Here is a 23,196-nt window from a genome sequence, read left to right as displayed (position 1 = left end):
AGGCTGTCCTCAGGACGCGTCGCCAGGGTCAGGCATCCCTCAGGTCGGCGATCCGCTTGATCTTGCCGACCGACCTCTCCAACGACTCCGGATCCAGGATCTCGACCCCGACCGACACCCCGACCCCGTCCTTCACCGCCGCCGCGATCGACAGCGCGGCGGCGGCCCGCTCCTCCGGAGTGGCATCGGCACGGGCCTCCGCGCGTACCGTCAGCGCGTCAAGCCGCCCCTGACGCGTCAGCCGCAGCTGGAAGTGCGGGGCCACCCCCGGCGTGCGCAGCACGATCTCCTCGATCTGGGTCGGGAACAGGTTCACCCCGCGGAGGATCACCATGTCGTCGCTGCGCCCGGTGACCTTCTCCATCCTGCGAAAGACCCGGGCCGTACCGGGCAGCAGCCGCGTCAGGTCCCTGGTCCGGTACCGGATCACCGGCATGGCCTCCTTGGTGAGCGAGGTGAAGACGAGCTCGCCCTCCTCCCCGTCGGGCAGCACCTCGCCGGTGAACGGATCAACCACCTCCGGGTAGAAGTGGTCCTCCCAGATGTGCAGGCCGTCCTTGGTCTCCACGCACTCCTGCGCGACACCCGGGCCCATCACCTCGGACAGTCCGTATATGTCGACCGCGTCGATCGCGAACCGCTCCTCGATCTCGCGGCGCATTGCCTCGGTCCACGGCTCGGCGCCGAAGATACCGACCTTCAGCGACGTCGCACGCGGATCCACGCCCTGGCGCTCGAACTCGTCGAGGAGCGTCAGCATGTACGACGGCGTGATCATGATGATCTCGGGCCTGAAGTCCTGGATCAGCTGTACCTGGCGTGCCGTCATGCCGCCGGACGCGGGGATGACCGTGCAGCCGAGCCGTTCCGCGCCGTAGTGCGCCCCGAGACCGCCGGTGAACAGCCCGTACCCGTAAGCCACGTGCACCTTGTGCCCGGGACGGCCTCCGGCGGCCCGGATCGACCGGGCCACCACATCGGCCCAGGTGTCGAGGTCTCGGGCGGTGTAGCCGACCACGGTGGGCCGCCCGGTGGTCCCGCTGGACGCGTGGATCCGTCGCACCTGGTCCTCCGGCACGGCGAACATGCCGAAGGGGTAGTTGTCGCGCAGATCGGCCTTGGCCGTGAACGGGAAGCGGGCGAGATCGGCGAGTGTGCGGCAGTCCTCGGGCCGCAGCCCGGCCTTGTCGAAGGCAGCACGGTAGAACGCGACGTTCTCGTACGCATGGTGCAGCGTGTCCCGCAGCCGCTCCAGCTGCAGCGCCTCCAGCTCGTCGCGGCCGAGTCGTTCCGCTGCGTCCAGCAGAGCCGTCATGCGGATGATCCTCTCCTTGCACAGGCGACCGATCATTCGGTCGTTCCCACTGGGAGCAGTAATTCAGGATGCCGGGGGCGTGGCAAGGGGAAGACGGTTCGCTACGAGCAGACGTGCCTGAACAGCCGTGCGGAAGTCGCGCATTTCGTCCGTGTGGGCCCGGCGGACAGCCGGGAACGGCGGCGCGCCCTGTTTGGATGGCACCCATGCCGATCTTCCACGCGTACGACGGGACCCGACTCGCCTACCGGCTGGTGGGGGAGGGCGAGCCGCTGATCTGCCTGCCTGCCTGGCCGTCCGACACCGGCCGGCAGCCCCCTCGGAGACCTCGGCGGGCTCTCCGCCGCGCGCCGGCTGGTTCTGCCCGATCTGCGCGGCGCCGGCGACCCTGCCGCCCTGGACGGCCCGGCTGCGTACCGCCACGACCTGCTCGTCGACGACGTCGAGGCGCTGCGCGAACACCTCGGGCTGGAACGGATCGATCTGCTGGCCCACTCCGCGGCCGGGAATCCGGCGGCGCGCTATGCCGCCCGGTACCCGCACCGGCTGCTCACACTTACTTTCGTCGCGCCCCTCACCCCCGCCGTCGGAACCGCGGCCACCGACGGGATCCGGCCCGGTGCCCCCGGGCCGCGCGGCCCGGAACCCTGGTACGCCGAGGCGTGGGCCGCCCTGGGGGAGGGGGGGCCCGCATCCACCGTCGCCGCGCTGCGCAGGCTCAAGGCGCCGGTGCTGGTCCTCGCGGGGGAGCTCGACGAGGACGCGACCCCCGACCGCGCCGCCCAGCTCGCGGCCCTCTTCCCGCACGGCGAGTACGTGGTGCAGCGGGGTGCGGGGCACTTCCCGTGGACCGACGACCCGGGCGCCTTCGCCCGGACCGTCCGCGCGTTCCTCGACCCCCGGGTCAGCAACGTGCAGGCCGGCGGGATACGGCTCGCGTACCGCACCTGGGGCGAGCCGACGGCGCCGCCTGTCGTGCTCGCCCACGGGCGCTGCGGCAGCAGCCGGGACTGGACGGTGATCGCCGAAGGGCTCGCGGCCGACCACCGGGTGTACGCCTTCGACTTCCGGGGGCACGGCCTCAGCGAGTGGACCGGCCGCTACTCCTTCGAACTGTTCCGCGACGACCTGCACGCGTTCCTGGAGGCCCGCAACCTGTCCGGTGCCACGGTCGTCGGGCACTCGATGGGCGGCGTCGCCGCCTATCTGCTCGCGGAGCGGGAACGGGGACTGATCGGCAGACTCGTCATCGAGGAGGCGCCGCCACTCCATCCCCTGGACCCGCCTCGCCCGCTCCTCGAACGGCCCCACGGGGAGCTGGAATTCGACTGGCCGGTCGTGCCGTCCATCGACGCCCAGCTGAACGACCCCGATCCGGCGGGGCGCGAGCGCCTCGGCGAGATCACCGCGCCGACACTCGTCGTCGGTGGTGGTCCCCGCAGTCACATTGCGCAGGACCGGCTCGCCGGGATGGCGGAGCAGATACCCGGCGCCCGGTTCGTCACCATCGACGAGGGTCATCTCGTCCACTCCGGCCGGCCGGACGAATTCCTCGCGGCGCTGAGGTCGTTCGGCCTGGCGTGAGACCTCATCAGGTCAGGCTGGGCTCGGCTCAGTCCCGGCTCAGCACCGCGGCCATGACCTCGTGCAGCGTCGCCTCCGGGTCCGCCACGGCCTCCGTCGCCCGCCAGGCCACGAAGCCGTCCGGGCGTACCAGAACGGCCCCGCCCGCAGTGGTGCCGTGCGCCTCCGCCCAGTCGGCCCCGCCTTCCGTCTCCAGGTCGCAGCCCGGTCCGGAACCGACACCGAAGGCGTCGAGGCGCACCGACAGCCGGTCGGCGACGCGTGCCGCGGCCGGTCGCCACGCCGCGTCCCGGGCGTCGCAGAGCAGGACGAAGGACCTTTCGTACAGATCCAGGGTGGACTTCCGCTCGCCGGACCGCAGGACCCACAGATGCGGTGCCCGGGTACCGGGTCCGCCCGTCAGCGCCATGCCTTCGGGCACCACGGGCAGTGCGGGATCGGCGCCCACGACCGCGCCCCGGACGTAGCGGTATCCCAGCGCGACCGTGAGCATCCCGCCCTTCTTCCCGCCGCCCGCGCCCGGTGCGGGTGCGGCGGCGTATCCCGGATGGCTGTGTTCCCCCGAGCGGGCCGACGCGCGCGCGCTCGTCGCCCTCGCCACCGGCAGGCGCTCCGCCTCGTACGTCTCCAGCAGCCCGGGGCCCGCCGCACCGTCGAGCACGGCGGCCAGCTTCCAGGCGAGGTTGTGTGCGTCCTGGATACCGGTGTTCGAACCGAACGCGCCGGTCGGGGACATCTCGTGGGCCGAGTCCCCGGCGAGGAAGACCCTGCCTGACGCGTACCGGTCCGCGACCTGTTCCGCCGCATGCCACGGCGCCTTGCCGCTGATCTCGACGTCGAGACCGGGGGCACCGATCGCCGTGCGGATGTGCTCGGCGCACCGCTCGTCGGTGAAGTCCTCCAGCGTCTCACCCCGGTCGGGCTGCCAGGGCGCGTGGAACACCCACTGCTCCTCGTTGTCCACCGGCAGCAGCGCACCCTCCGCCTTCGGGTTCGTCAGGTAGCACACGATGAAGCGCCGTTCGCCCACCACCGCGGCGAGCTGCCGGGACCGGAAGGTGATGCTCACGTTGTGGAAGAGGTCACCGGGCCCCGACCGGCCGATACGCAGCTGCTCGCGGATCGGGCTGCGAGGCCCGTCGGCCGCGATGAGGTAGTCCGCGCGCACCGTGCTGTGCTCCCCGGACTCCCGGTTCTTCACCACCGCGGTGACTCCGGTCCCGTCCGCGTCGAAGGAGAGCAACTCCGTGGAGAACCGGAGATCGCCCCCCTGTTCGCGGGCCTGGGCCACCAGCACCGGTTCCAGGTCGTTCTGGCTGCACAGGCACCAGCCGGTGGGACTGAAGCGCGCGAGTGCGCCACCGGGGTCGATCTCCTTGAACAGCCACTCCTGGTCGTCGCCGGTCAGCGACCCGGCCTGCAGGATGCCGTGATTGGCCGCGAGGACGGAAGCGGCGTCCCGGATCCGGGGCTCGGCTCCGGCGGTGCGGAACAGCTCCATGGTGCGCACGTTGTTGCCCCGCCCCCTCGGGTGCTTCGAGGTGGCCGAGTGCTTCTCGACGAGCAGGTGCTCGATGCCGAGCCTGCCCAGGAAGAGTGAGGCGGACAGACCCACCAGGGAGCCGCCCACGATGAGGACCGGTACGCGGAGGTCGACGTTCTCGTTTTCGTTCATCAGTTGCTCCAGCTCGGACGCTCTGCGGATGCAGTGTCCATGCCCTTGTAGGAGCGTTTCGGACGTCGACTCACCTGAACGGTACATATTTCTGGCGCCACCCGTACCAGCGCCTCACGATCACATGACGGGGGCGTTGCCCGCGATGTGCGAGGCGGGAAGTACGCATCGGCCGGAGCGGTCCCTCTCCGGCTCCACTGGATACGACGGTCGAGCTCGTGCCACCGGACGTGGCCACGGCACCGTCTCGAAGGAGAGCTGAAACATGACATCGACCCTCTCGGAACGGATCTCGCAGTCCGCGTTCGACGGCTCCAGGCTCCGGGTCATCCTGCTGCTGGATCTCTACGACGGCGCCCAGAAGCAGTTCCTGGAGGCCTACGAGCACATGCGCAACCAGATCGCGTCCGTGCCCGGACACATCAGCGACCAGCTGTGCCAGTCCATCGAGAACCCCTCGCAGTGGCTCATCACCAGCGAATGGGAGAGCGCGCCGCCCTTCCTCGCCTGGGTGAACAGCGAGGAGCACGTCCAGATCGTCCAGCCGCTGCACAGCTGCGTACGGGACACCCGGTCCCTGCGCTTCAGCGTCCTGCGGGAGACCGGCGGCGCCGCAGAGGGGGCCCCCGCTCCGGCCAAGGGCCGCCTCCAGTCCGCCCCGCGGCTGGGTGACGGCGTGGTGCGCCACGCCCTCACCTTCACCGTCAAGCCGGGCAGCGAGGAGTCCGTCGCGAAGATCCTCGCCGACTACGAGCCCCCGAAGGCGCGGGTCGACGAGAACACCCGGCTGCGCCGCACCTCCCTCTTCATGCACGGAAACCGTGTCGTGCGGGCCGTGGAGGTCGAGGGTGACCTCCTGGCAGCGCTGCGGCACGTCTCCCGGCAGCCCGAGGTCAGGGCCGTCGAGGAAGCCATCAACCCGTACCTGGAACAGGACCGGGACCTCTCCGATCCCGACTCGGCCCGGATGTTCTTCACCCGGGCGGCGCTCCCGACCGTGCATTACGTCGCGGCCGGCCGTCACGATCCCCAGGACGTCGACCGGCACGCGCTGTTCTACCAGGCCAAGGAGGGTTGCGGCACGGCTCTCGCCCGGCTGCTCGCCGGGCAGGACGAGGACGCCGCCGACGACCCGACCAGCCCCATCGAGAGCAGCACCATCTTCCAGCGCGACGACATCGTCGTCCGTCTGCTCGAGGTGAGCGGCTCGATCGCCGACCAGCCCGCCCAGGTGCTCGGCGTCGACGGTGACCGTAAGGCCGCCGTGCTGGGACGTCTCCTCGACGACAGCGCGAACGAGGGCGTCCCGATGTCCGAGCGGGAAGCCGTGCGGTTCCTCGCACAGTCCGAGATGCGCCTGATCACCGACCGCAGGGCCTCGGAGTCCTGAGCCGCGCGCCGGGACGCCAGGGGGGCTGCCTCACCACCGTCGCCATCGCCCGCTACGGGCCCGAAGGAGAGCAGTTATGACCACGTTCCGACCTCGCATCGTCGACCTGAGCGAGACCGAGCCGAACCGCAGGCGCGGAGGCGATCTGCGCGCCGTGCTCACGCCCACGGCGGTGGGTGCCACCAGCGGTTTCATGGGCCTGGCCATCATCGAGCCGGGCGACCGCATCGGCGAGCACTACCACCCGTACTCGGAGGAGTTCGTGTACGTCGTGAGCGGCCTCCTCGAGGTGGACCTCGACGGTGAGCCGCACCGGATGCGTGCCGACCAGGGTCTGCTGATCCCCCCGCACGTGCGCCACCGCTTCCGCAACGTGGGCGACGTGGAAGCGCGCATGGTCTTCCACCTCGGCCCGCTCGCCCCCCGCCCGGAGCTCGGTCACGTCGACACCGAAGAGACCGAGACCGCCGGGCTGGGCGCGCGTCCGGAACGATCCGAGACCGCTTCATGACCCGGCGCGTGGCGGTCACCGGAGTGGGCGTCGTCGCCCCCGGAGGGATCGGCGTGCCGGCTTTCTGGGATCTCCTCGCCAACGGCCGCACCGCGACGCGGGGCATCACACTCTTCGACCCCGCGGGGTTCCGCTCGCGTATCGCCGCCGAGTGCGACTTCGATCCGGCGGCGCACGGTCTCGACGAGGAGCAGGTCGCACGCTCGGACCGGTACGTCCAGTTCGCCCTGGTGGCCGCCAGGGAAGCCCTGAACGACGCCGGACTCGACCTGGAGAAGGAGGACCCCTGGCGTATCGGGGTGTCCCTGGGCACCGCGGTCGGGGGCACCACCCGACTGGAGCACGACTACGTCGCCGTCAGCGAGAGCGGCGCGCGCTGGGACGTCGACCCCCGCCCCGCCGGCCGCCACCTGGAACGGGCCTTCTCGCCCAGTACCCTCGCCTCGGCCGTGGCCGAGCAGGTCGGCGCCCACGGCCCGGTGCAGACCGTGTCGACGGGCTGCACCTCCGGCCTCGACGCGATCGGGTACGCCTTCCACTCCATCGAGGACGGCCGGGTCGACGTGTGCGTCACCGGGGCGTCGGACTCGCCGATCACCCCCATCACGGTGGCGTGCTTCGACGCCATCAAGGCGACCTCGCCGAACAACGACGACCCGGAGCACGCCTCCCGGCCCTTCGACGCCCGCAGGGACGGCTTCGTCATGGGTGAGGGCGGAGCCGTCCTCGTCCTGGAGGAGCTGGAACACGCCCGCGCCCGTGGCGCGACCGTGTACTGCGAGATCGTGGGCTACGCCACCTTCGGCAACGCGTACCACATGACCGGGCTGACCCCCGAAGGTCTGGAGATGGCCGAGGCGATCAACTCGGTCCTCGACCACGCCCGGATGGACGGCACCCGGATCGACTACGTCAACGCGCACGGCTCGGGCACCAAGCAGAACGACCGGCACGAGACGGCCGCGGTGAAACGGGCACTGGGCACACACGCCCACAAGGTGCCGATGAGTTCGATCAAGTCCATGGTCGGTCACTCGCTCGGCGCCATCGGGGCGATCGAGATCGCGGCCTGCGTGCTGGCCCTGGTCCATCAGACGGTGCCGCCGACGGCGAACTACGAGACCCCCGACCCCGAGTGCGACCTCGACTACGTGCCCCGCACCGCACGTCCCCTGAAGCTGCGCAGCGTCCTATCGGTGGGCAGCGGATTCGGCGGTTTCCAGTCCGCGGTGGCCCTGACCCGTCCCGCTGGGAGGACCCATTGAGCACCGGACAGAAGCGGCGATCGGTCGTCACCGGAATCGGTGTCGTGGCTCCCAACGGGACAGGCACCGGTGCCTTCTGGAAGGGGACGCAGGAAGGTCTGAGCGTCCTGGACCGGGTCTCCCGCGAGGGATGCGAGCACCTGCCGTTGCGCGTCGCGGGCGAGGTGAGGGACTTCGACGCCGACGCGCTGATCGAAGAGCGCTACCTCGTGCAGACCGACCGGTTCACGCACTACGCGATGGCCGCGGCGGACCTCGCCCTGGCCGACGCCCGGCTCGGCCGCGCCGACTACGAGGACTCGCCGTTCAGCGTGGGCGTGGTGACCGCCGCCGGATCCGGCGGCGGGGAGTTCGGACAGCGCGAACTGCAACGGCTGTGGGGCGAGGGATCCCGGTACGTCGGCCCCTACCAGTCCATCGCCTGGTTCTACGCCGCGAGCACCGGCCAGATCTCGATCCGCGGCGGGTTCAAGGGCCCCTGCGCGGTGGTGGCCAGCGACGAGGCCGGCGGGCTCGACGCACTCATGCACGCAGCCAGGTCCATCCACCGAGGTGCGGGCGCTGTCGTCGTCGGTGCGGCCGAGGCGCCTCTGGCCCCGTACTCGGTCGTCTGCCAGCTCGGGTACGAGGACCTCAGCACGTGCGAGGACCCGACGCGCGCCTACCGCCCGTTCACCGCGGACGCCTGCGGCTTCGTGCCGGCCGAGGGCGGCGCCATGCTGGTGGTCGAGGAGGAGGCGGCGGCCCGCGACCGCGGGGCCGACGTCCGGGCCGAACTGGCCGGCCACGCGGCGACGTTCACCGGTACCTCCGGATGGGAGCACTCCCGGGAGGGTCTCGCCCGGGCGATCACCGGGGCGCTGAGGGAAGCGGGCTGTGCGCCGGAGGAGATCGACGTCGTCTTCGCCGACGCGCTCGGCGTACCGGCGGCCGACCGCGCCGAAGCGCTGGCCATCGCGGACGCCCTCGGCGCCCACGGACGGCGCGTACCCGTGACGGCGCCCAAGACCGGCACGGGCCGTGCCTACTGCGGCGCGCCCGTACTGGACACCGCCGCCGCCGTGCTGGCCATGGAGCACGGCCTCGTTCCGCCCACTCCGAACGTCTTCGACGTCTGCCACGACCTCGATGTGGTCACCGGTCGCGCCCGCCCCGCGGAACTGCGTACGGCGCTCGTGCTGAGCCGGGGACTCATGGGTTCGAACTCGGCACTCGTACTGCGACACCCCGTCGCCATCCCGTCGTGAGAAGGAGAAACCCCTCATGAACGCTCAACTGACCTACGAGGAACTGGCCGCGCTGATGAAGGCCGGTGCAGGAGTCACCGTCGATCCGCAGCAGATGGAGAGCCGGCCCGCGACCGCCTTCGAGGAGTACGGCCTCGACTCGCTGGGACTCCTCGGCATCGTGGCCGTCCTGGAGAACCGGTACGGCCGGCCCCTGCCGGCCGACGCCGACCGGTGCAAGTCGCCCCGCGAATTCCTCGACCTCGTCAACAACACCCTCGTGGCAGGAGCCTGACGTGTCCGGACACACCGAGAACGACATCACCATCGCCGCACCCCTGGACTTCGTCTGGGACGTGACGAACGACCTCGAGGAATGGCCGCGGCTCTTCAGCGAGTACGCGTCGGTCGAGGTGATCTCGCGCGAGGGTCAGAAGACGACCTTCCGCCTGACCATGCACCCCGACGACAACGGCAAGGTGTGGAGCTGGGTCTCGGAGCGGACCACCGACCGTGGTGCGCGCACCGTCCGCGCCCGTCGCGTCGAGCCGGGGCCGTTCCAGCACATGGACATCCACTGGGAGTACTCGGAGGTCCCCGGCGGCACGAAGATGCACTGGACCCAGGACTTCGCGATGAGGCCCGACGCTCCGGTCGACGACGCGTGGATGACGGAGAACATCAACCGCAACTCCCGCATCCAGATGGAACTCATCCGGGACAAGATCGAGGAGCGGGACCGGGAACGCCGCACCGCCTCGGTCACGGCGAACTGAAAGGCATCCCCCGATGCATCACGGTCTCATCGTCGCCCGTATGGCGCCTGACTCGGCGCCGGACATCGCTGAACTGTTCGCGGCCTCCGACAGCACCGAACTGCCGCACCTCGTCGGGGTCACCCGGCGCACCCTGTTCCAGTTCGGCGACGTGTACCTGCACCTGATCGAATCGGACAAGCCTCCGGGTCCGGCGATCGCCAAGGTGACGGAGCACCCGGCGTTCAAGGACATCAGCGACAAGCTCACCGCCTTCGTGAGCCCCTACGACCCGCAGACATGGCGCGGTCCCAAGGACGCGATGGCCCAGCAGTTCTACAGCTGGCAGCGCGACGGCACCGCGTGACACACCGGATCGCCCCTGTCCCGGCACAAGCGCCGGGACAGGGGCGATTCAGTGTGTTGCGGCATGTTGCGGCGGAGATCAGCCGGGGACGACGCATTCGAACGCGTGCAGGTACGTGTTGACCGGACGGACCTCACCGACGAGCAGCCCGGAGTCCGACAGCCGGCCGACCAGACTGTCCCTGGAGTGCTTCGCCCCGCCGACGTTGAGGAGCAGCAGCAGGTCCATGGCGGTGGTGAACCTCATCGACGGCGTGTCGTCGACGAGGTTCTCGATGATCACGACCCGGGCGCCCGGACGGGCCGCGGCGACGATGTTGCGCAGGGTCCTGCGGGTGCTGTCGTCGTCCCATTCCAGGATGTTCTTGATGATGTAGAGATCGGCCTCGACCGGGATGTCCTCGCGGCAGTCCCCGGCGACGATGCGCACCCGCGCGGCGAGCGTGCCGTCGCCCTGGAGCCGGGCATCGGCCTTCGCGACCACGCCCGGCAGATCGAGCAGGGTCCCGCGGACCTGGGGGTGCTTCTCCAGCAGACTCGCGAGCACGTGTCCCTGGCCGCCGCCGATGTCGGCGACGGCGGAGACCCCGGTGAGGTCGAGGAACTCGGCGACATCCAGCGCGGACTGCATGCTGGACGTGGTCATGGCCCGGTTGAAGACGTGGGCCGACTCGGCCGCGTCCTGGTGGAGGTAGTCGAAGAACCCCTTGCCGAAGGTCTCGGGGAAGACGCTCGTGCCGGAACGGACGGCGTCGTCCAGTCGCGGCCAGACCTCCCAGGTCCAGGGCTCCGTGCACCACAGGGAGATGTACCTCAGGCTGTTCGGGTCGTCCTCGCGGAGCAGCCGGGACATGTCCGTGTGACCGAACTTCCCGTCCGGGGTCTCGGTGAAGACGCCGTAGCAGCACAGGGCACGGAGCAGCCGTCGCAGGGGTACGGGCTCGGTGTTCACCAGTCGCGCGAGCTCTTCCGCGCCGGCCGGCGATTCCCCGAGCGCGTCGGCGACCCGCAGCCGGGCGGCCGCTCGTACGGCTGCGGCGCAGGCCGCCCCGAAGGCGAGCTCCCTCAGCCGCATGGCCGGTGGCGGGGCGGGCGCGGGGGGCGGGGGATCGGTCTGGGTGGTGGTGCTCGTGGTGGTGGGGCTCACGGTGGTCATACCGTCTCGGTTCCTCTCGTGCAGCGGATCACGCGTCAGCACATGCCTGCCGGTTCGGACGTCCCGCACTGGTTGCGGACGAAGGTGTTGCCCGTCCCGGTGTCCCGGTCGGCCAGGTCAGCCGGCTGGTTGTCCTCCACCACGTTGTCGGTGATGGAGTTGCCGGTGTTGGGGGCGCCCACGAAGCTCTTGACCAGGACGATCCCGCCCGAGAGCGGCGTGGAGCCCACGTTGTTCCGGATCAGGTTCGAGCGCACGGTCGTGTCCTCGCTCCCGGTGAGGACGATGCCCGTTCCCTGAATGGCCGACAGCCGGGGGTTCGCGGGGCAGAACTTGTTGTTCGCGATGATGCGGTTGTCCTGGATGGTCATCGCGCCGGCCCGGGGCCTGGACTCGTCGCCGACGACGAACACGCCGCTGCAGTTGCCGGTCATGAGGTTGTCCTGGACCGTGAGGTTCCTGACCCGCCGGGCGGTGACGCCGATCCGGTTCCCGGTCAGGGTGTTGTCCCGGATCTCCGCCCCGAGGGTGTCGGTGGCCCCGGCCTCCGCGTCGACCGTGTTGGCGAGGAAGATCCCCGCGTCGCCGTTCTCGCGCGCGGTGTTGTGCAGGAACTCACCCCGGGTGGAGCGCTCCTGCCCGATGCCCCACGTGCCGTTGTTCGTGGAGGTCACCTTGCGGACGGTCAGCCGGTCGGTCCAGGAGGACCAGACGCCGTTCTTCTTGAATCCCGAGACGGTCAGCGAGCGGATGCTCACGTCGTCGACGGGCTTGCCGGACGCACCCAGGACGCAGATGCCGTTCCCGGCCGTCGCGCAGACGTTTCCGGTCGCGGCACCCGGCCTGATGACGGTCCTGCTCCCGGTGCCGAGCAGGGTGAGGCCGGGCTTCGTGATCAGGACGCTCTCTCGGTAGGTCCCGGGCAGTACGACGATGGTGTCGCCCGGCCGCGCGGCGTCCACGGCCTTCTGGATCGACTCGCCCGGACGGACCACGTGTCCGCCTGCGACGGCTGCGGAGGAGGACGGGGCGGCGACGCTCAGCCCCGTGGCCGCGGCGAGCACGATGCCGGCCAGGCATGTGAGGTGTTTGTTCTTCATGATTCGAAGCTATGGGTGATCCCTCCCCGCGGCCACACAGGGTGATCTGGTGAGTGCATGGCGTGCCTAAATGGCTTACGCCGGACCCGCCGTCCGCGCTCATCAACGGCTTGTGCCGGACCCGTCGCCGCCCCGCATCGACCGCCTGTGCCGGACCGTCGCCTGCCCGCATCCGGTGAGCGGACCAGGCTCCCCGCTCGTACATGAGCAGGTCGGGCGAGGGGCCCGCGTCCGGAGCGGGGCCGCAAGGCTTCCCCGGCGCCGCGCTCCCCGGCTCGCCGACGTGGGCCTGGTGGGCCCCGGGGGAACCGTCGGCGCGCCGGCCCCGTGTCGGCACGCCATGGGCCGGTTCCGGGCGCCCTGCCGGGATCGAAGCGCGTTTCAGTCCTGCGGGGCGTCGGCCGCCGCGACCGCCTTGGCCCACCGGTAGTCCGCCTTGCCGCTCGGTGAACGCCGTATGCGGTCGGCGAGCACGACGCTGCGGGGGATCTTGTACCCGGCCAGCCGTGTCCGGCAGTGCGCCTGCACGGCGGCCAGGTCCAAGGCTCCGGCCTCCTCGCGCAGTTGGAGTACGGCGGCGACCCGGTTGCCCCACCGGACATCGGGCACGCCCGCGACCAGGGCGTCGTACACGTCCGGATGGGACTTGAGCGCCTGCTCGACCTCCTCCGGGTAGACCTTCTCCCCGCCGGTGTTGATGCACTGCGACCCGCGCCCCAGGACGGTCACGATGCCCTCGTCGTCGACGGTCGCCATGTCGCCCAGCAGCACCCAGCGTTCCTCGCCCCTCATGAAGAAGGTCTCCGCCGTCTTGACCGGGTCGTTGTAGTAGCCGAGCGGTACATGACCACGCTGCGCTATCCGCCCCGGTTCGCCGGGTGTGACCGGCTCGTGCGTCGCCGGATCGACCACTGCCGTACGGGAGTTGACCTGGACCCGGAAGCCCCGGGCCGGTCCCGAGTCCGCTGTCGCGGTGCCGTTGAAGCCGGACTCCGAGGAACCGAAGTTGTTGAGCAGCATCACGGTCGGCACGAGTGCCTGGAACTCCGCGCGCACCGAGTCGGACATGATCGCGCCGGAGCTGGAGACGGAGAACATCGACGAGCAGTCGACGCCTCGCAGGGGTCCCTTGAGCGCGTCGATCAACGGGCGCAGCATCGCGTCGCCGACCAGGGACACGCTCGTGACCTTCTCCTTCTCGATCGTCCTGAGCACCTCCTCCGGCGCGAACTTGCGGTGGATGACGACGCGCTGGCCGAAGTTGAACCCGATGAAGGCGGTGAGGGTGGAGGTGCCGTGCATCAGCGGGGGAGTGGGGAAGAAGGTGATGCCATCACCGCCCGCGGCCACCCGCTCGGCCAGCTCCTGCGGCGTCTTCACCGGCTCGCCCGTCGGAGCGCCGCCCCCGAGTCCGGAGAAGAAGAGGTCCTCCTGGCGCCACATCACGCCCTTCGGCATTCCGGTGGTGCCGCCCGTGTAGATGATGAACAGGTCGTCGGCCGAGCGCGGCGCGAAGCCACGGCCGGGGGAGCCGGCCGCTTCCGCCTGCGTGAACGGTACGGCGCCGAGTGGCCCCGGACTGTCCGCCGCCGGCTCGCCCACGCGTACCAGATGGCGCAGTTTCGGCGCCTGCGGAGCGGCCGCGGTCACCCGTTCGTCGAACTCGGCATCGAACACCAGCGCGGCCAGGTCGGCGTCCCGGTAGAGGTAGACCAGCTCTTCCTCCACGTAGCGGTAGTTGACGTTCACCGGCACGATGCGGGCTTTGAGGCAGCCCAGCACGGTCTGGAGGTACTCGATGCCGTTGTAGAGGTGCAGGCCCAGGTGCTCGCCCGGGCGGATACCCGCGTCGAGGAGGTGATGGGCCATCCGGTTGGCGGCCGCGTCCAGCTGGCCGTACCGCAGACGGCGCTCGGCGCCCGTGCCGGGATGGTCGAGGTAGACGAGCGCCTCGCGCTCCGGGACGGCGTCGACGACCGACTCGAACAGGTCGGCAAGGTTGTACTCCACCGTTCCTCCTGACCCCGGGGTGACTGACCGCTCGGCCGTCATTAGAGCGCCGACCGGCGCAAGTGGGAAGAGGAGGCACAAGCCAATCTGACTGACTGTCAGAAAACTATTGAACTGCGGCCACTCCTACTGCAACCTGTTCTAGGTCTTGAGACTGGAGGCAGGCAATGGGCGGTACGGAACACCTGGACGTGCGGCGCGAAGGCGCCACGCTGGTGCTCACTCTGAACAGGCCGGAGGCGAAGAACGCACTCTCGCTGCCGATGCTCGTGGGGCTCCACGACGGCTGGCTCGCGGCGGACGAGGACGACACGGTCCGCTCCGTCGTCCTCACCGGCGCGGGCGGCTCCTTCTGCGCGGGCATGGACCTCAAAGCCCTCGCGGGCAAGGGGATGGAGGGTGAGCAGTACCGGGACCGGATGAAGGCCGACCCCGATCTGCACTGGAAGGCGATGCTGCGCCACCACCGCCCCCGCAAGCCCGTCATCGCCGCCGTCGAGGGCCACTGCGTCGCGGGCGGCACCGAGATCCTCCAGGGCACCGACATCCGCATCGCCGGCGCCGGCGCCACGTTCGGGCTCTTCGAGGTCAGGCGCGGCCTCTTCCCCATCGGTGGCTCCACGGTGCGCCTGCCCCGCCAGATCCCCCGCACCCACGCCCTCGAAATGCTGCTCACCGGCCGCGCCTACAGCGCCGCGGAGGCCGCGGGCATCGGCCTGATCGGCAGGGTCGTCCCCGACGGCACCGCACTGGAGCAGGCACTCGACGTCGCCGAGCAGATCAACGCCTGCGGGCCGCTCGCGGTCGAGGCGGTCAAGGCGTCGGTGTACGAGACCGCCGAGATGACCGAGAGCGAGGGGCTGGCCGCCGAACTCACGCGCGGCTGGCCCGTCTTCGCCACCGACGACGCCAAGGAAGGCGCCCGCGCCTTCGCCGAGAAGCGCCCGCCCGTCTACCGGCGCTCCTGAATCGAGGAGGCAACCGTGCCCGACGTCCTCAGCGCCCCGCTGGTCGTCGAATTCCCCTTCACCCGCTCACTGGGCCCCGTCCAGAGCGCCTTTCTCACCGGACTGCGCGAACGCACCGTCCTCGGCGTCCGCACCGGCCGGGGCACGGTCCTCGTCCCGCCCGTCGAGTACGACCCCGTCACCGCCGAGGAGATCGGCGACCTCGTCGAAGTCGCCTCGACCGGCACCGTCACCACCTGGGCCTGGAACCCCGCACCCCGCCGGGACCAGCCGCTCGGCACCCCGTTCGCCTGGGTCCTGGTCCAGCTCGACGGCGCCGACACGGCGCTGCTCCACGTCCTCGACGCACCCGGCCCCGAAGCGGTCCGCACCGGAATGCGCGTGCGGATCCGCTGGGCACAGGACCGCACCGGCGCCATCACGGACATCGCGTGTTTCGAACCGTACGAGAGTGAGAACGTCACCCCGCGACCCGTTCCGCACAGCGGTGAGTTCGCCGACCCGGTCACCGGAATCGTGACCCCGGCCCGCCTCGACTACACCTACCACCCCGGCCGGGCCCAGAGCGCCTACCTGGAAGCGCTGGCCGGGCAGCGGGTCGTCGGCGAGCGCTGCCCGGCGTGCCGCAAGGTCTACGTACCGCCGCGCGGCGCCTGCCCCACCTGCGGAGTCGCCACGGACGAGCGCGTGGAGGTGGGGCCGCGCGGCACCGTCACGACGTTCTGCATCGTCAACATCAAGGCCAAGAACGCCGCCATCGAGGTCCCCTACGTCTACGCCCACGTCGCCCTCGACGGCGCCGACCTCGCCCTGCACGCACGGATCGGCGGCATTCCCTACGACCAGGTCCGCATGGGACTGCGCGTCGAACCCGTCTGGACCCCCGGCAGCCGCCACCCCGACCACTACCGGCCGACCGGCGAACCGGACGCCGACTACGACACGTACAAGGAGCTGCTGTAGATGCGAGACGTGGCGATCGTGGCCTTCGCGCAGACCGGCCACCGGCGGCGCACCGGCGAACTCTCCGAGGTCGAGATGCTGATGCCCGTCCTGCATCGGGTCCTGCACGCGACCGGCCTCAAGGCGAGTGACATCGGCTTCACCTGCTCCGGGTCCACGGACTACCTGGCCGGCCGCGCGTTCTCCTTCACCATGGCGCTCGACGGGGTCGGCGCCCATCCGCCGATCTCCGAATCGCACGTCGAGATGGACGGCGCCTGGGCCCTGTACGAGGCATGGGTGAAGATCCGCACCGGAGAGGCGGACACCGCACTCGTCTACGCCTACGGCAAGCCCTCCTCCGGCGAGGTCCGCGACGTCCTCACCCGTCAGCTCGACCCGTACTACGTGGCGCCCCTCTGGCCCGACTCCGTCGCACTCGCCGCACTCCAGGCCCAGGCGCTCATCGACACCGGAGCCACCGACGAACCCGCCCTCGCCCGGATCGCCACCCGAAGCCGCACCGCCGCGACGGCCAACCCGCACGCCCAGCTCCGCGGCAGCTTCCCGGCCGGCGACTATCTCGTACAGCCGCTGCGAACCGGCGACTGCCCGCCCATCGGTGACGGGGCCGCGGCAGTGATCCTCGCCGCAGGGGACACGGCCCGCGCCCTGTGTCCCCGCCCCGCCTGGATCCGCGGGATCGACCACCGCATCGAGGCCCACTCCCTCGGTGTACGCGACCTCACCGACTCACCCTCCACCCGCCTCGCCGCCGAACGCGCCGGGGCGTTCGAACGCCCTGTGGACACCGCCGAGTTGCACGCCCCCTTCACCTCCCAGGAAGTGATCCTGCGCAAGGCTCTCGGGCTCGGCGACGACGTCGACGTGAACCCGTCCGGTGGCGCGCTCGCCGCCGACCCCGTCATGGCGACCGGCCTCATCCGCCTAGGTGAAGCCGCCGCATGCATCCACCGCGGCGAGTCCGACCGGGCGCTCGCCCACGCCACCTCGGGCCCCTGCCTGCAACAGAACCTGGTCGCCGTACTGGAAGGGGAGCGCACCCATGTCTAAGGAACCCGTGGCCGTCGTCGGCATAGGCCAGACCAAGCACGTGGCCGCCCGGCACGACGTCTCCATCGCCGGCCTGGTCCGTGAGGCCGCCGTACGGGCGCTTCAGGACGCCGGGCTGGGCTGGGCGGACATCGACGCCGTGGTCATCGGGAAGGCCCCCGACTTCTTCGAGGGCGTGATGATGCCCGAGCTCTACCTCGCCGACGCCCTCGGCGCCGTCGGGAAACCCATGCTCCGCGTCCACACCGCCGGATCGGTGGGCGGCTCCACGGCCCTGGTCGCCGCCAACCTCGTCGCCGCCCGCGTCCACCGCACCGTCCTCACCCTCGCCTTCGAGAAGCAGTCCGAATCGAACGCCATGTGGGGCCTCTCGCTCCCCGTCCCCTTCCAGCAGCCGCTGCTGGCCGGCGCGGGCGGCTTCTTCGCCCCGCACGTCCGCGCGTACATGCGCCGCACCGGCGCGCCCGACACGGTCGGCTCGCTCGTCGCGTACAAGGACCGGCGCAACGCCCTGCTCAACCCGTACGCCCACATCCGGGACCCCGGCATCACCCTGGCGAAGGTCCAGTCGGCTCCCATGCTCTGGGACCCGATCCGCTACTCCGAGACCTGCCCCTCGTCCGACGGTGCCTGCGCCATGGTCCTCACCGACCGGAGCGGGGCGGCCCGTTCACCCCGTCCGCCCGCGTGGCTGCACGGCGGAGCCATGCGCAGCGAACCGACGCTCTTCGCGGGCAAGGACTTCGTCTCGCCGCAGGCCGGCAAGGACTGCGCGGCAGACGTCTACCGGCAGGCCGGCATCACCGACCCGCGCCGGGAGATCGACGCCGTCGAGATGTACGTCCCGTTCTCGTGGTACGAGCCGATGTGGCTGGAGAACCTCGGGTTCGCGGCCGAAGGGGAGGGCTGGAAGCTCACCGAGTCCGGCGCCACCGAACTCGACGGTGATCTGCCGGTCAACCCCTCGGGCGGAGTCCTGTCCACCAACCCCATCGGAGCGTCCGGCATGATCCGCTTCGCCGAGGCCGCCCTCCAGGTACGCGGCCAGGCGGGCGAGCACCAGGTGGACGGCGCCCGGAAGGCACTCGGTCACGCGTACGGAGGAGGGGCGCAGTTCTTCTCCATGTGGCTCGTCGGCTCGCACGAGCCGGAGAGCTGAGGGGTACCCCGGCGGTCCGGTCACCGGTCGAGGGCCGCACTATCGTCAGGCGCATGTCCGACACCCGGCCCGAGACCCGCCTCACGCTCGACCTCGCCCTCACCGTCCGCCACGACGGCCGGGGCGGCGTCGGCGACGACCTCGACACCGTCGAGGGCCTCACCCGATGGGTCCGGGAGCACCCGGCCGTACTCGACAGGGCCCCGGCCGGTCACTGGCAGGCCGACCCGCCCACCCTGGAGGCCGTCCGGTCGCTGCGCGCCGCCGTGCGCGTGCTCCTCGCGCACGCCGTACGGCCTGACGCCCCGGGCCCTGCCGACGCCCGGCGGCCGCCGCCGGTCACCGAGGCACTGCAACGGCTCAACGCGGCCGCTGCCGCCGTCCCCACCGTGCCGGTGCTGAGATGGCGGGAAGGCCATGATCCGACGGTCACCGACCGGCCCGCCCCCCTCGCCCTGACCGGGCACCGCGCCATGACGGCCACCCTCGCCCGCGCCGCGATCGGCTTCCTCACCGGGCCCGACCTGCACGCACTGCGTGCCTGCCACGCCCCGAGGTGTGTGCGCTACTTCCTCAAGGAGCACCCCCGCCAGGAATGGTGCAGTCCGTCCTGCGGCAATCGCGCACGGGTGGCCCGCCACCACGAGCGGCACCGCGCCCCGCAGCCGTAGCCTGGCGCCCATGACTGGCGAGCGCGATCTGCGAACCCTCCTGAAGAGCATGAGCCCCGAGCTCGACCCCGGCCGGTACGTGTTCACCACGATGCCGGACGGGGTGGTGCCCGAAGGCGTGTCGCCCGTGGTCACGGTCACCGAACGCGAGGGACTGACCCTGGTGCTGCCGGAGGCGGAAGCGGACCGGGCAGGGCTGGCATACGCCTTCGTCGCCGGCCGGATCACCCTGCGCGTCCATTCGGCGCTGGACGCCGTAGGGCTGACCGCCGCCGTGGCGCTCGCCCTGACGGACGCCGGAATCAGCTGCAACGTGGTCGCCGGCTACCACCACGACCACCTCTTCGTCCCCCACGGGAGGGCCGCCGAGGCCGTGGCCGTCCTGGAGCGGCTGGCCGCGGAGTCGGTCTGATCCGCACCGCCTCCCGGTACCTCCGCCGACGGTTCACCCGAAAGCGCCGGTCACGGCCGCCGGCGGCCGGGCCCGGCTCCGCGACGTGAGCCGGGACACGTACCATGTCGGCATGTCCTTCCTCCGCCGCCGTAGCGCCGCCACACCCGCGGGCCCGGACTTCGACGTCCTGGCCATGGATCCGGGGGACTGGCCCGGTAACCTCGGCGCCGGTCTGCTTCCTGCTCCCGACGGGACATGCCAGGGCGTGTTTCTGCGGTACGACCTGTTCGGCGGGCGTGGCCCGGCGATGATCATCGGGAATCTGCCCGAGGGCTCGCCGGCCCGTGAGACCGAGGAGGGCCAGGTCCCCTTCGAGGTCGCCCAGCTGCTGCTCGCGCTCGAGAACGACGAGCCGGTCGAGGTGACAGGCACCGAGGACTCCCCGGTCATGCAGGGCGACAACCTCCTGATCGTCCGGCGCGTCAAGCTCTCCGAGAGCCGCATCTCCTGCGTCCAGTTCGACCGGAGCGACGGCGTCCTGGTCACCATCGCCAGCTGGGACCGGCCGATCACGGACGATCTCTACGCACTGCTGAAGCCGCTCCCCGCCGAGCTCTTCCAGCAGGGCTGAAACGTCCCTCCAGGGACCCGCTCACCTCTGTCCGAGCCGAGCCGCCTCCCTCCAGGAGGCGGCTTCGTCATGTGCCTCGTCACCACGTCGCGACCACCCCGCCACCGGGCGGGCAGCGGCGTCACCGCCGTCATCACCTGGGCCGACGATGACGCCACGGAGGGCGGCCGACGCTACGTGTTCACGGGCTGAGGCATCAGCAGGGAGGCGACCTGCGCAGCCGACGTGCCGATCCCCGTGGGACCACCGAGGTGCCACGGGGCTCCGCCCGTACCCGAGCGCAGGTCGGCGTCGTAGTACCGGACGCAGTTGCGGTGCCAGTTGAGAATCCCGGCCATCCAGTTCTGCAGTTCGATCACATAGGTGTCAAGGATCTCGCGGGCCTCCGCACCGAGCGCGAAGTCGTCGTAGACGATCGGCAGTTCGTGCTCGATGACGTGCTGGAACTGCCGCATCCGGCCCTTCATCAGCTCGTGCACCATCGACACGCCCGTCGGGTAGTCCACGCCGAAGAAGTTCTGCACGACCAGGACGCAGTTGTGCACCTCGCCCTCGTACTCGATCTCCTTCTGGTACGAGAAGAGGTCGTTGAGGAGCGTCGCGTAGTCGACCGCGGCGTTCTCCAGCGAGCGGACAGGACCGCTGCGGTAGACCTCGGCCGGTACCCGGTCACCGTGCTCCAGCCGGCACAGTCGCATCGTCATGTCCGCGCCGAACGTGAACCGCCGCATCTCGATGTAGTCGACCGGGTCGGGAATGCGGTTCTGCGCCTGGTTGGACAGCTCCCAGAGCCAGCTGTTGAGCATGTCGTCCACGGACTTGCGGAACGTACGCCGCGACGCGTCGTCCATCGGGCCCGCCGTCCGCTCCCACAGATCGGCGAGACCGCGCTCCATCGCGTCGGACGGCTCGGGAACCGGTCCGCCGTCCAGCGGCATGAACAGCCGCAGCCTCTCGTTGGCCGCCCATGCCCCGGCCACGTCACGGGTACGCCCGTAGATCACCGGATAGAGGTCGTCGCCGTACGTCCCCCACGTCAGCCAGTTCGACGAGAGGTCCAGCTCCTGCGGCGTCGCGTCCGGATCGAGGCCCGCCGAGCAGAGGGGAAGATCGATGTTGCGTGCCCGCCGCTCGTCCCAGACGTGCGATCCGGGCCGGCCGGGCAGCCCGTCGAGCATTCCCATCCGGCGCGCCCACACGATGTTCCGGTCCCGGGCGGCCCCCAGGTGCGGGCTGAGGGTGAGCGCGTACGGGAAGTCGAAGTCGGGCAGGATGGACGGGCCGACGTGCTGGAACGGCACATGGGTACGGCTGCGCAGACGGGCCGCCTCCGCCCGCGAGGTGAAGCGGATCGACGCGGCGGCCATGCCCCAGCCGGAATCGGCCGGCCCGGCCGGCACCCCTCCGCCGTTCATGTAGCGGCTGGAGCGCATGTGCCACTCGTGCCCGCCGGACTGCCAGTCCTGGAGCCCCTTGGTGTACGCGAGAACAGCAGCCGTCTCCGCGGCGTCGAGCCCCTTCTCCACGCACAGAGGGCCCACTTCCGTGAGCGCCGTGTTCTCGAACTGCTGGAGCCGCGACGTCAGCAGGTCGTTGACCGCGTCCGCTGCCTCCTGCGTCGTACACCCCAGGAAGTGCTCAAGGACCAGCACGCCGTTGCTGTTCTCCTTCTCGTCCTCCACCTCGCGCTGGTACGAGAAGAGGTCGTTGCGCAGATGCACCGCGTCCGAGAAGGTGTCCCGCAGCACGCCGAGCGGCCTGGACCCGGCCACCGAGGCCGGGACTTCCGCGTTCGCCGCGTACTCCACCAGTCCGGCCGACCAGGGCGCACCACCGACCTTCCGGCGCATCTCGATGTACTCGACGGGGTTGGCGATCCGCCCCTCGTCCATGTTGGAGAGTTCCCACAGGGACTCGTTCAGCAGGTGCTCGGTGTTCTCGGCGAACCGGGCCCGCCAGGCGTCCGACATCGACGGCACCGTACGCGCCCACAGATCGGCGAGCCCGGCCTCGACCGGGTTCTCCGGCTCCGGGGCGGCTGCGGCCGGATCCATCGGCATGAAGGCCGGCAGCCGGTCCAGATACCGCTTTCCGCCCTCGCGGTCCAGTGAGCGCTTGAAGGTCTCCAGGAAGTGGTCGTCGAAGAAGAAGACCCACACATACCAGTCGGTGACCAGCGCGAGCGCCTCGGCGTCGCAGTCGGGGTGGGTGTACGCGCAGAGCAGTGCGTAGTCATGGGCATCGAGATCGTGCTCCTCCCAGATGCCGGAACCCTCCAGCATGTGCATCCGGCGCGCCCACTCCTTGGTGTGGCGCCGGGCCTCCTCCACGTGAGGGTTGAGCCGCGCCGGATGCGGAACATAGAAGTCCGGCAGTGAGAAGGGCTGTGCCATGTGCCTGCGGCCTTTCCGAGGTGTATCCGCGCATCCGCGCGCTGTCGGCGCGGACCGGTTCTGTCCGCGCCAGCACTACCCCTCGGCCATCCGGGGCACGCATGACGCTCACTAGTCACACAAGCGCGGCAGTCCGGCGGCATCGAGTGAAACCCAGGTAACGGGACCCGTCGGTACCCCTGACGGATCTCTCGGACCGCAGGTCAGACCCTGTGTCAGTGGACTGGTCCGGCGACACGTTCCGCCGCCCCCGCAACGGCACTTGACGTGCCGTCATGGCCCGCCCGAGAGTGTGTTCGCCCACCGCCGGTTCCCAGAAGGGGCGTCATGACGTCCACGCAAAGGACCGGACTCGCTCTCGCGTTGACCGCGGTGGGGCGCTCGGTGTCACGCCTCGCACCCATGACCCACGCCGAGGCGGAAGAGGTGAGGACTGAGTGCCCACGTGATCTCGGCTGCGACGGCGGCGGCCAGGCCCCCACCGGGTACTACTACGCACCGACGATCGACTCCTCGAAGCCGTACGACCACACGTACTTCAGCGGCGAAGCGGGTTAACTGACGGTCCAGATCGGCCATCGCATCGGCTTCGTGAAGACCTCGGACGTGGA

At 70.6% G+C, this 23,196-nt stretch carries 21 protein-coding genes and 1 pseudogene; 16 read left to right on the top strand and 6 right to left on the bottom strand.

All coding sequences use genetic code 11. From position 1 onward, the window contains the following. Positions 1-28 precede the first annotated feature (28 nt). A complete protein-coding gene (gene paaK, locus AB0C82_RS29915; protein ID WP_362847883.1) occupies positions 29-1,315 on the bottom strand; it encodes a phenylacetate--CoA ligase PaaK in 1,287 nt (428 codons plus the stop codon). A gap of 206 nt (positions 1,316-1,521) precedes the next feature. Between paaK and AB0C82_RS29910 the strand changes: the two are divergent. Beyond that, positions 1,522-2,899, top strand: a pseudogene (locus AB0C82_RS29910) (alpha/beta hydrolase). Positions 2,900-2,927: 28 nt separating this feature from the next. Here AB0C82_RS29910 and AB0C82_RS29905 read toward each other — a convergent pair. Beyond that, positions 2,928-4,574, bottom strand: a complete 1,647-nt coding sequence (locus AB0C82_RS29905) for an FAD-dependent monooxygenase (protein ID WP_362847880.1) — start codon at positions 4,572-4,574, stop codon at positions 2,928-2,930. Between the two features lie 265 nt (positions 4,575-4,839). On the opposite strand from AB0C82_RS29905, the gene AB0C82_RS29900 reads away from it, so the two are divergent. The 7 genes from AB0C82_RS29900 (at position 4,840) to AB0C82_RS29870 (ending at position 10,088) form a co-directional block, all read left to right on the top strand. Then, the gene (locus tag AB0C82_RS29900) at positions 4,840-5,964 is read left to right on the top strand and encodes a SchA/CurD-like domain-containing protein (protein WP_362847877.1); all 1,125 of its coding nucleotides are present in this window, start codon (positions 4,840-4,842) and stop codon (positions 5,962-5,964) included. A gap of 76 nt (positions 5,965-6,040) precedes the next feature. Beyond that, positions 6,041-6,475 carry a cupin domain-containing protein gene (locus tag AB0C82_RS29895; protein WP_362847874.1) on the top strand — a complete coding sequence of 145 codons (435 nt, stop codon included), beginning with the start codon at positions 6,041-6,043 and terminating at the stop codon, positions 6,473-6,475. Next, entirely contained in the window at positions 6,472-7,740 is a 1,269-nt protein-coding gene (locus AB0C82_RS29890; RefSeq protein ID WP_362847871.1) for a beta-ketoacyl-[acyl-carrier-protein] synthase family protein, read from the top strand. The genes AB0C82_RS29895 and AB0C82_RS29890 overlap by 4 nt, the downstream gene beginning before the upstream one ends. After that, positions 7,737-8,987, top strand: coding sequence for a ketosynthase chain-length factor (locus AB0C82_RS29885; RefSeq protein ID WP_362847868.1), 1,251 nt, complete (start codon positions 7,737-7,739; stop codon positions 8,985-8,987). Before AB0C82_RS29890 ends, AB0C82_RS29885 begins: the two co-directional genes overlap by 4 nt. 16 nt (positions 8,988-9,003) lie before the next feature. After that, positions 9,004-9,261: an acyl carrier protein gene (locus AB0C82_RS29880; protein ID WP_362847866.1), complete on the top strand. Its 258-nt coding sequence runs from the start codon at positions 9,004-9,006 to the stop codon at positions 9,259-9,261. Position 9,262: 1 nt separating this feature from the next. Further along, entirely contained in the window at positions 9,263-9,742 is a 480-nt protein-coding gene (locus AB0C82_RS29875) for an SRPBCC family protein (protein WP_362847865.1), read from the top strand. 13 nt (positions 9,743-9,755) lie between these two features. Then, entirely contained in the window at positions 9,756-10,088 is a 333-nt protein-coding gene (locus AB0C82_RS29870) for a TcmI family type II polyketide cyclase (protein ID WP_362847862.1), read from the top strand. Between the two features lie 78 nt (positions 10,089-10,166). Here AB0C82_RS29870 and AB0C82_RS29865 read toward each other — a convergent pair whose 3' ends face one another. The 3 genes from AB0C82_RS29865 to AB0C82_RS29855 form a co-directional block, all read right to left on the bottom strand. After that, complete coding sequence (locus tag AB0C82_RS29865; protein ID WP_362847860.1) at positions 10,167-11,243, bottom strand: methyltransferase; 1,077 nt, start codon at positions 11,241-11,243, stop codon at positions 10,167-10,169. 35 nt (positions 11,244-11,278) lie between these two features. Further along, a complete protein-coding gene (locus AB0C82_RS29860; protein WP_362847858.1) occupies positions 11,279-12,343 on the bottom strand; it encodes a right-handed parallel beta-helix repeat-containing protein in 1,065 nt (354 codons plus the stop codon). A 381-nt stretch (positions 12,344-12,724) separates the two neighbouring features. Further along, entirely contained in the window at positions 12,725-14,353 is a 1,629-nt protein-coding gene (locus AB0C82_RS29855; protein ID WP_362847855.1) for an acyl-CoA synthetase, read from the bottom strand. A gap of 167 nt (positions 14,354-14,520) precedes the next feature. Here AB0C82_RS29855 and AB0C82_RS29850 point away from each other — a divergent pair, with 167 nt between their 5' ends. From AB0C82_RS29850 to AB0C82_RS29820, 7 genes are all read left to right on the top strand, one after another. Next, entirely contained in the window at positions 14,521-15,321 is an 801-nt protein-coding gene (locus tag AB0C82_RS29850; protein ID WP_362847852.1) for a crotonase/enoyl-CoA hydratase family protein, read from the top strand. Positions 15,322-15,336: 15 nt separating this feature from the next. Further along, complete coding sequence (locus AB0C82_RS29845) at positions 15,337-16,284, top strand: OB-fold domain-containing protein (RefSeq protein WP_362847849.1); 948 nt, start codon at positions 15,337-15,339, stop codon at positions 16,282-16,284. Beyond that, positions 16,285-17,337, top strand: a complete 1,053-nt coding sequence (locus tag AB0C82_RS29840; protein ID WP_362847846.1) for a thiolase domain-containing protein — start codon at positions 16,285-16,287, stop codon at positions 17,335-17,337. After that, positions 17,330-18,496 carry a thiolase domain-containing protein gene (locus tag AB0C82_RS29835; protein ID WP_362847843.1) on the top strand — a complete coding sequence of 389 codons (1,167 nt, stop codon included), beginning with the start codon at positions 17,330-17,332 and terminating at the stop codon, positions 18,494-18,496. The genes AB0C82_RS29840 and AB0C82_RS29835 overlap by 8 nt, the downstream gene beginning before the upstream one ends. Positions 18,497-18,549: 53 nt before the next feature. Next, on the top strand, positions 18,550-19,167 hold the full coding sequence (locus AB0C82_RS29830; RefSeq protein WP_362847840.1) for a CGNR zinc finger domain-containing protein: 618 nt from the start codon (positions 18,550-18,552) through the stop codon (positions 19,165-19,167). Positions 19,168-19,177: 10 nt separating this feature from the next. After that, positions 19,178-19,579 (top strand): ACT domain-containing protein, encoded by a 402-nt coding sequence (locus tag AB0C82_RS29825; RefSeq protein WP_362847838.1) that lies wholly within the window; start codon positions 19,178-19,180, stop codon positions 19,577-19,579. A gap of 112 nt (positions 19,580-19,691) precedes the next feature. Next, complete coding sequence (locus tag AB0C82_RS29820; protein WP_173310419.1) at positions 19,692-20,192, top strand: hypothetical protein; 501 nt, start codon at positions 19,692-19,694, stop codon at positions 20,190-20,192. A 173-nt stretch (positions 20,193-20,365) separates the two neighbouring features. Here AB0C82_RS29820 and AB0C82_RS29815 read toward each other — a convergent pair whose 3' ends face one another. Continuing rightward, positions 20,366-22,585: a terpene synthase family protein gene (locus AB0C82_RS29815; RefSeq protein WP_362847836.1), complete on the bottom strand. Its 2,220-nt coding sequence runs from the start codon at positions 22,583-22,585 to the stop codon at positions 20,366-20,368. Positions 22,586-22,912: 327 nt separating this feature from the next. On the opposite strand from AB0C82_RS29815, the gene AB0C82_RS29810 reads away from it, so the two are divergent. Next, complete coding sequence (locus AB0C82_RS29810; RefSeq protein WP_362847833.1) at positions 22,913-23,143, top strand: hypothetical protein; 231 nt, start codon at positions 22,913-22,915, stop codon at positions 23,141-23,143. Positions 23,144-23,196 lie beyond the last annotated feature (53 nt).

Source organism: Streptomyces sp. NPDC048560 (assembly GCF_040650955.1).
Lineage (GTDB): Bacteria > Actinomycetota > Actinomycetes > Streptomycetales > Streptomycetaceae > Streptomyces.
Note: the sequence above shows the minus strand (reverse complement) of the source record. Positions and strands in the feature narration are given on the sequence as shown.